At 44.0% G+C, this 8,678-nt stretch carries 10 protein-coding genes; 4 read left to right on the top strand and 6 right to left on the bottom strand.

The window, feature by feature from the left end; all coding sequences use genetic code 11:
- Together JZU62_RS10300 and JZU62_RS10305 are read right to left on the bottom strand one after the other, a co-directional pair.
- A partial coding sequence (locus tag JZU62_RS10300) for a cytochrome C (protein WP_295014498.1) occupies positions 1–1,262 on the bottom strand: 1,262 nt, incomplete at its 3' end.
- The gene (locus JZU62_RS10305; protein ID WP_295014500.1) at positions 1,262–2,656 is read right to left on the bottom strand and encodes a cytochrome c; all 1,395 of its coding nucleotides are present in this window, start codon (positions 2,654–2,656) and stop codon (positions 1,262–1,264) included. The genes JZU62_RS10300 and JZU62_RS10305, both read right to left, overlap by 1 nt.
- A 308-nt stretch (positions 2,657–2,964) precedes the next feature.
- On the opposite strand from JZU62_RS10305, the gene arsC reads away from it, so the two are divergent.
- A complete protein-coding gene (gene arsC, locus JZU62_RS10310) occupies positions 2,965–3,309 on the top strand; it encodes an arsenate reductase (glutaredoxin) (RefSeq protein ID WP_295014502.1) in 345 nt (114 codons plus the stop codon).
- On the opposite strand, the gene JZU62_RS10315 is transcribed toward arsC, so the two are convergent.
- From JZU62_RS10315 to JZU62_RS10325, 3 genes are read right to left on the bottom strand one after another with little or no spacing between them, the layout of a single operon-like run.
- Complete coding sequence (locus tag JZU62_RS10315; RefSeq protein ID WP_295014504.1) at positions 3,306–3,764, bottom strand: nucleoside deaminase; 459 nt, start codon at positions 3,762–3,764, stop codon at positions 3,306–3,308. The genes arsC and JZU62_RS10315 overlap by 4 nt on opposite strands.
- A complete protein-coding gene (locus tag JZU62_RS10320; protein WP_295014506.1) occupies positions 3,757–4,338 on the bottom strand; it encodes a hypothetical protein in 582 nt (193 codons plus the stop codon). The genes JZU62_RS10315 and JZU62_RS10320 overlap by 8 nt, the downstream gene beginning before the upstream one ends.
- Positions 4,335–5,102, bottom strand: coding sequence for a M15 family metallopeptidase (locus tag JZU62_RS10325; RefSeq protein WP_295014508.1), 768 nt, complete (start codon positions 5,100–5,102; stop codon positions 4,335–4,337). Before JZU62_RS10325 ends, JZU62_RS10320 begins: the two co-directional genes overlap by 4 nt.
- Positions 5,103–5,206: 104 nt before the next feature.
- On the opposite strand from JZU62_RS10325, the gene JZU62_RS10330 reads away from it, so the two are divergent.
- Positions 5,207–5,542: a hypothetical protein gene (locus JZU62_RS10330; protein WP_295014510.1), complete on the top strand. Its 336-nt coding sequence runs from the start codon at positions 5,207–5,209 to the stop codon at positions 5,540–5,542.
- Here JZU62_RS10330 and JZU62_RS10335 read toward each other — a convergent pair.
- Entirely contained in the window at positions 5,496–6,830 is a 1,335-nt protein-coding gene (locus JZU62_RS10335) for a sensor domain-containing diguanylate cyclase (RefSeq protein WP_295014512.1), read from the bottom strand. The genes JZU62_RS10330 and JZU62_RS10335 overlap by 47 nt on opposite strands.
- Positions 6,831–7,054: 224 nt before the next feature.
- Here JZU62_RS10335 and JZU62_RS10340 point away from each other — a divergent pair, with 224 nt between their 5' ends.
- Both JZU62_RS10340 and JZU62_RS10345 read left to right on the top strand, forming a co-directional pair.
- Positions 7,055–8,392, top strand: a complete 1,338-nt coding sequence (locus JZU62_RS10340; protein ID WP_295014514.1) for a diguanylate cyclase — start codon at positions 7,055–7,057, stop codon at positions 8,390–8,392.
- The coding region (locus tag JZU62_RS10345; protein WP_295014516.1) for a CBS domain-containing protein at positions 8,389–8,678 on the top strand (290 nt) is incomplete at its 3' end. The genes JZU62_RS10340 and JZU62_RS10345, both read left to right, overlap by 4 nt.

Genomic DNA, 8,678 nt, shown 5'->3' on the forward strand with positions numbered 1-8,678 from the left:
GGAGGCATCGGAGTTTCACCCCATTTACCTGTTGAACCGTTTTTGAGTGAAGCGGTGAGAATCTCAGCACTTTCACCTTTTGCGGCGACTTCTTTATAGGCAGGTCCTACGAGCTTGGTATCGACACTGTGACATGCCAAACACCCTTTGGAATCTGCCAATGAAACTGCCGGATCGAGAACGACTTGAGGGGCATTTTTCATCTCCTCTTTGTGCGCTTTATACTCGGCGATAACATCGGTCATATATTTTTCCGTCGCTTCGGCTTGCAACTGTAGCGGCTCTTCGAAACTTACCACGCGGATACCGTGACGTGCTGTTGCCATTAACGCAACGGCTACCACCATCAATACTACCGCTTTTGTTGCATCGCCAGAGTTCATCTCTTCATTGCTAAAGCGTTTAAGAAGGAAGAAAAATAGGATCAACAATACTGCTGATGCCGCAAACGGCAAGAACACAAACGGCGTATGGATATATGCTTCGCTGATGCGCGGGCTGAATGCGAAGAATACCAATGGTAAAACAGCGATGTTGACAGGTGCTGCCCACATAAACCATTTTTTACCTTGATCAATCGCCAAACGGCCTACTTCAGCATCTTCTCCGCCCGCTTTAACCCATTTGACTCCAAGATAGATCATGACAATCCCCGTGAATGCAAATGCAGTGAGGAAGAAGTTGATGAGACGGAAGAACGTCAACGGTGTCAACATAATGTCCCAAATATTTTGCACTGAGGCAAATAGTTCAGGTTGCAAATAGAGGTTTGACATCGACATAAACACCGGAGGCAACGTATAGAACGTTAATACCGCAACAAGTCCGATAGCGATATGGAACCCTTTGTGGTTATGCAACGAATGCCAGCTAAATTTGTACGCATACGAGAGCAAGAACGCGAAGATGTTCCCGTAAATAATATGCAAGATATGCGGAGATACTTTTAGAATCGCCGTATAGAAAAATCCGGTATAAAGAACCGAAATAACGAGCAACGGAGCGACCCCCCACAATGCCCCCATATTTTCACTGATGGTGGTAGGGTTGGTCATTTTGTATGCCAACAAATCGTTTGTTTTGGATTTTTTGAATACACCAAAAATATTATACAAAACCGACGCAGTCGATGCCCCGATAAGGGTATAGATAAATGCGATATGCACGACAAATACGATTACGCCCAGTGTGTCAAAAAACCAGCCGGGTAGTCCCATCGTCGGTACGACGAGGGGGATGTCAAAAGGGAGTTTCCAGTTCATTATTTGATCTCTCCTCTTTTATTAAGTGATGCGATATAAGCCGCTAACGCGTCTTTTTCCGCTTCGGTTCCGACAAACGGAGCCATATAAGGGGTTCCCCCGCCCGGTAGGTTGTTGATACGGTTACGAATCGCCTCTTCGCTCCACCCTTTGGTTAGGAATTTAAGACCGTTGATACCGTTTTCAGTATGACAGGCACGGCACTCGATACGAGCGATAGTGTGTCCCACTTCAACCAGATTGGATTTATCCTCATTGATCACTTTATCTTTTTCATCGACAAAGATGGCGTGTTTGAGGATACCCACTTTGTTTAGATACGGTACATCGGTAACACGGATACCGTTGGCATACATGTAGTTATAGATGAGGTACGGTTTACGGATAAACTCACGAGTACGTTCTTCGAATCCCCAGAAGAGCATGAATGCGGCAACCATAAGGGTAGCGGCAATGTAGGGAAAGCGTTTCGGAGAGAAGTAAGCGATAATCGTTGTTACCACTACCGCACCGCCGATACCGCTGATAATCATGTACATTAAATCCATTTTATCGGCAAACGCTCTCGTCATCATCGCCGTAGGGATCATGGCGCGTGCCGCTTCTGGGATTTGGAGTAGATAGTAGTATCCAAATGCCGCAGCAACCGGAACGGTCACCATCATAATGGTCGCGAAGAATTTGATCATACGCTCTTTCGTAGCGCGAATCTCTTCATCTTTACTGAAACTCGTAATGAGCCATGTCCATAGAATAGCAAGTGCTCCGGCAAATGCAATCGAACTAAAGGTTCTCATCATAAGTCCAGGGAACCATGTCGGGTTAAAGAGGGCGTTGTTGTAGTTGACGGTACCCGGATACACTTCAGGATCGATCCACGGTTGACCATCGAAATTCGGTGTCAACATAAAGCCCAAAATCGCCGTGATGATAAGCATGGTGATCCATGACGACACTGCGTAATAAGCTCCGAAGCGGACGGAAGAAGCGCGACCTTCAGCGGTTGCGGCTTTAGGTTTCCATGTCATAAACCAGAAGAGGAGTAAAATAACCTCGAAGTTAAAGACGATCCACTCGATAAACCATTTCCAGAAGAAAACACGGATAAGTCCACCGATAGCGTTGGGGCTGATAATATTTGCGTGAATCCACATCCCGATTCCGGTGAGTGCACCGACAGACGTAGAGATGATAAAAAAGACCATGAGGAGGCGATAGACAGTTTCATACCCTGCCAAATCCCCTTTTTTATTGGTCCACCATGCGGCGAGAGCGAGTACCACAGATCCTCCGACGGCGCCGCCGTGAGAGACAAATACGTGGATGATCGCATTGATCGCCATGAGCATTCTTAGCCCAATCGTGGGCATTTCGAATATGGGAAAATCGAACATACTATTCCTTTTATTTTAGATAAGTATGCACGGCAACGTCGCAGAAACAGCGTAAAAACGCTATAATAAAACGTTGCTATGCAATACGATTTTCCGTCTGTCTGAGAGGTCCAATTCATAGGACAGACGGAGCGTGTTTATTTTGTATCTCTGCGATATTTTTCTCCTTTTCACTCCTGCTTGGTAATTTCCGAGAGTAAGATTATGAACTATCAGTGTTAATTTTGTGTTAAGCAGTTAATAAAATTATTTAAGTTTTATTTGATTTATATGATCGGTTATAATTCTTTTAAAAAAAAAGGCTACAAATGAGAACCATCTGGCATAACCCCAAATGCTCAAAATCACGCGAAGCGCTTCTGCTCCTCGAAGAGAGAGGGGAAGCTTTCGAGGTATTTAAATATCTCGATACTCCCCCATCTCGGGAAGAGATCGTTGCACTTTTGGGAAAATTGGGAGTTTCAGCGCGAGAATTGATGCGAACTAAAGAAGATCTCTATAAAGAGTTAGGATTAGCAAAAGTAATGGATGAAGCAAAGCTTATCGACGCATTGGCTGAACATCCGAAACTGATCGAACGTCCGATTTTGATCGAAGGTAACCGCGCAGTGATTGGTCGTCCGGTAGAGAAAACCATCGCATTTCTAGGCTAATAGAGTTTTTTATCCTCTTTTGCCGCCCATGAAGTAAACAGTTCTTTCCCTTTTTCAGGATCGATAGGTCGGAGATCGAGGGAGGATTCTGAATCTCGGATTATCGTATAAAAAGCTCTATCATCAAATCCCCCCTCTGCTGCATTGTCCATCGAGGAAGCATAATAAACAGTAGGAATCCGCGCCCAAAGAATAGCTCCCATGCACATCGGGCAGGGGTAGCAGGTGGTATATAGGATACACTCGGAGAGGTCAAATTTTCCTAAGGTATGAGAGGCTTTTCGGATGGCATTGATCTCTGCGTGAGCCGTTGGATCGTTACTCTGTAGTACCGTGTTGTGTGAAGAGGCGATGAGCTCACTGTTACGGACGATAGCCGCACCGAAAGGTCCCCCTTCGTTGGTCTCCATCCCTTTTAGTGCTTCATCGTAAGCGATTTGTATCCATCTATTCATCGTTTGTGGGGGTATCCTCTTCGACAAATCGATGTTCGAAATTAAAGATATTCATCTCAATCACAAAGAAAGATAGAATCCATAAAAATGCGTCGTAAAAGTCAAGTGCTTCTCCTTGTATCCCCCATACCACTGCAAAAATAAACAATGCACCATAAAGGGCAAATTTGAGGATATTGCGTGCTGTCCATTCACTCTTGCCATAATGCCCTGGGTAATAGACGTCGTATTGCAAGACTAATATGACGAGAATCCATGTCAGAGAGTTGATAAAGTCAAGCCATTCAGCGTCCGCAAAATAGCTGTAGCATGAGAATAAAACAACACTGTACCCAAAGAAGCTCAATACACTGATGATCCCTTTTTCGATTAAGCTCCAATGTTCCTCTTTGAGATGATACGTCTCCCACTCGAATAGGGCGAGGATCACAACCCATGCCGCCGTTTCGATGGTTTCGGTGAAGGTACCGTTCATCGCAAAGAGGTAAATATTGAAGGTTAACAGCGCATAAATCATGTATTTAAAGAGGATAAATTGCCCCGTTTTAGTGGTAAAAAGACGGTTCGCTGTCATTTTGGTGTTTCTTTGCATGAAGATGCAAGGAGTTCGGGACGGTATTCGAAATGCATTGTGTCGTAGTGATACCACCGTCCGCCCCAGATAAAGCCGTGTTTCTCGAAAATGCGAACGATGGAGAGGGGCATCGTATTTTTATAGCCAATGTGAGCCGTTTCAGAGGCGGCTTCGTCTTTCCAGTATTGAGTCGTATTGGGGGCGAGATCGATGGCAATACCGTAACTGTGCATGGAGAGGCGGTCGGTGTCTTTTATGACTCGGTAGCAATATGTGGCTGCCCCTTCTGCCCAGATACGATCCGCTTTAGGCAGATGCGCGATCTCTTGCCCGATGGCATAGAGTTTTTTGTTCACATCGGCTACTTTGCTCACCTGAAGTTTCGTTTTTCCCTTCAGGGTCGGCCATTCGATGGTTACGAGATTTTTCTCAATTGTTTTTTTATCTTTCCCATACACTGCTTGAAAAAAGGGCTGATAGCGCAAGCGTCCCGGATCGAAGAGATACGGAGGTGGGGTATCAAACCCCCCTGCATCGTAACTTTGGGAGAGCTGAGTTTCTAAATCAGAGTTGTTGATTTTTTCATCCCATGTTGATTTAGGGGTATTGGTTCGGTAGGGGAAGGTGACACCGTTTTTGAGGACTAATGTATCCTTGTTGCCTGAAGCGACCAACGTCGGATAGGCATCAACGTAGCATTGGGGATTAGCCAAAAGATGGGTAAATAGCAACGCCGAAGAGGCAAAAAGGGTTAATGTCCGCATGGGTTTCCTCCGATAATGGGTGTTATTTTAGCGAAACTTTTTAATTCACGATCACTTCACAGCGCTTTGTCATGATTACCCTATCTAAACAATAGGAGTCTCCTATGAAAAAAGTTCAACCGTGGATAGCCGTTCTCGGCGTTACCGTTATGTTAGTGTCGAGTCTCAATGCCGGTCATTATGATCGAGGAAACAGTCGTTATGAATCACCTCGCCATGTCAAAATGTCCAATAATAACTACCACCACTCTTCTAATTGGGTAGTCCCTCTCGTGATTGGAGGAGTCTTAGGATATGCGTTGTCTGAACCGCGTCGTGAGAGTGTCACCTACGTCCAAAGCTCTCCCGTAGTCTATAGATCGCAACCGACCTATCAAGAGCAATGGGTCTATTTTAGTGATTGCGATTGTCAGCGGAAAGTATTGGTTCGTTTGCCTTGAGATTCTTCTCTTTTTTGACCACATACATAGCGGTATCAGCGGCTTTTATAAGTGCTTCAGACTCTTCTGCGTCATCGGGATAAAGTGCTACCCCGATGCTTGCTTTGGCGTAGAGGGTCATTTTGTCATCCAAATAAATCGGTTCAGTGATGGCCGTTTGGATGGCTTCTTGGATACTGCGGAGATGTTCTTCCCCTTTTACCTCTTCGATCATAACGACAAATTCATCTCCCCCATAGCGGCAAACCGTATCACTGTTACGTAAACAGACACGGATGTTTTCTGCAACACTTTGGAGCAATCGGTCACCTGCTTCATGTCCGTATCGGTCGTTAACCAATTTGAAATCGTTTAAATCGATAAAATAGAGGGCTATTTTTTCTTTATGCCGTTTTGAGCGATTGATCGCATGTTCAAGGCGATCATATAATGTGGCCCGGTTGGTTGCTCCCGTGAGGGCATCATGTTGTACTCGATAGGTGAGATCATCGACGTGCGTGCTAATGTGAGTAATGTCGTGGAGATTTACAATATAACTGAGAAGACGTTTTTGGCGATAGATGGCGGTGATGGTAACGCTGAGAACTTTTTCGCCGGTCTTAGAACTTTTTGTAATGGTTCCTCTCCATGTATTATGGGTCAAAAATTGAGAGCGTATGGTTTTGAATGTATTTTGTTCTTTAAAAAGATACGTTCCGATAGCGGTTCCGTAAAGATTCATTTGGTCGGTTAGGGCTAGAGCAAAAAAACTAGGATTGGCGAACTCGATAATCCCTTTGCTATCGGTGTAAACAATCGCATCCCCAACGCTCTCTAGCGCAATAGAACGTTTACTGAGTTCATCGAGCGTTCTTTGAGAATGGGTAATGTCTTGTGCCATACAGAGGATATTCCCACTCTTTCCTTCTAATCGACGGTTACGCCATTCGCAAAATATTTCATGATTATCTTGGGTTATATTGTAATTTTTAGAGTAGCTTATCCCCTCTGAAGCGGCTTTTTGAAGGACGGTTTTGACGTGAGCTTTATCAAAATTTGGGACGATCAATTCGATGATGTTCTCCTCTAGTGCTTCCTCCCAATGCCATCCAAAGATGGCCTCTGCACTCTGGTTCCACTCAATGATTTGATAATTATGGTTGATTACAATAAGGGCAACGGGAGAGTCGCTGAAAAACTGCCTATAGCGATTTTGACTATCAATAAGACGACGGTTTAAAAAAATAGAATGAGCTACCCAAAGGGCTAAAACAGCTATGAGTGCGGGGATAGTTAAGAGTTCTATCACAAATTAAAAGGATAAAAGAACCACACCGAAGGTGAGACAGGTGGACAATGCAACCGAGTGACAACGTGCAAAGTGACTGGGATTGTGCATGAGATTAAGAGAACCCTTGTTTAATTTTTGAAATTATATTACGTTATATATTATGAGAAGATTAAAATTTGTTTTAGGGATGATTTTTTTTTGAGTTACCAAGCGATATAATATAATAAATAGGAGGTGAATATATGTTTTTCCCCACACTGGGTTTGATTGCAACTACGGATGTCATCACGGTTGATATTCATCAAAGTATTCAAGACGCTCTGCGCCAAATGCACCAGCATAATCACCGCAGTATTATCGTTGTTAATAAAACGCTTCACTACATTATCACAACCAAAGATATTATTCGTCTGAAGCTGGAGGGAATCTGTTTCTCGACTCCCCTATCGCAAATCTCTCTGCGTCCTATCCCTCTGATTGATAAAGAGAGTAATATTATTAATGCGCTCAATCTCACGAATGATGTTGACGAACACATTTGTGTTTGTAACCAAGACGGAAGTCTTTACGGGCTCGTAACTAACAGTGATATTGTGGCAAGCGTTGATCCTCAAGTGGTTTTAGAATCACTTCAAATCGCAACTATTTTTGAGAAAAAATACGGTTACAAGAGTTTCTACCCTGATGTTCCGATGTCTGAAATCTTGGAATTTATGAAAGATTCGTTGAGTGACTGCGTTATTATCCAAGAGCATGGAACGGCAATAGGGATTCTTACCTCGAAGGATGTTATCCAGTTTATAGGAAATGGAACGTGCCCGAGCGTACGGGTGCGTGAAGTGATGTCTTTTCCAGTAGAGATGCTGAGTGAGAAGGCTTCGATCCATGAGGGGCTAGAGTATTTACGCAATGGTAATTTTAAAAGAATTGTTGTCACGAATGACGAGGGAAATGTTGTCGGAATAGTGACACAGCAAGATTTGATTTCACGGACTTATCTCAAATGGTCACAGCTGATGCAGGATCATTTTAAACAGTTCGAAGAGATTACCCAAATCCTCCAGCAAAAAAATCGCCATTTAACCCAGTTGGCAACCAAAGATACGTTAACCGAGATTCATAATCGTCATATGTTTGCGGAGCTTTTCTCGCAAGAACTTTCCATTGCGAAACGCCAAGCAACGAAATTATCATTAATGATGATCGATTTGGACCATTTTAAACGAGTTAATGATGTTCATGGGCACAATATCGGCGACTATGTATTGAAAAATTTTGTTGCTTTGGTGGTTGCTACGATACGTGAAGCCGATCTGTTTGCACGATGGGGTGGAGAGGAGTTCGTTTTGCTGCTCCGTAACACAGGATGTGACGAAGCGTATCGCGTCGGAGAAAAAATACGAAATATGATCGAATCAAAACCGTTTGATGAGGTGGGACAGATTACGTGTAGTATCGGTATTGCCGAAGTTTTAACGAATGATTCTCTCATTGATGCCATTGCGCGAGCGGATAGTGCACTGTATGCGGCAAAAGACGGAGGGCGTAACTGTACGGTTGCGTGTGAGGTGCGTCAATGAAGCAGGTGCAGCTTCAATCGATCCTATCTCATAAAATTACCTCTCTCAAAGCAGACGATACGATTGCTAAAGCACTGGAGCTGATGGCGGATTATGCCATTAGTTCCGTTGTAATTACCGATGATGAAAACCGTCCGATAGGAATTTTTACGGAACATGACGCCCTCAAAGTGGTAGCTGAAGCGATCGAAACCTCTACGGCGTTAGGCGACGTGATGACCAAAAATCCGTTTTGTGTGGAGCAGACGATACAGATGCACGATGCCTACACCCTGATGGAGGAAAA

This window comes from Sulfuricurvum sp., assembly GCF_019163035.1.
Lineage (GTDB): Bacteria > Campylobacterota > Campylobacteria > Campylobacterales > Sulfurimonadaceae > Sulfuricurvum.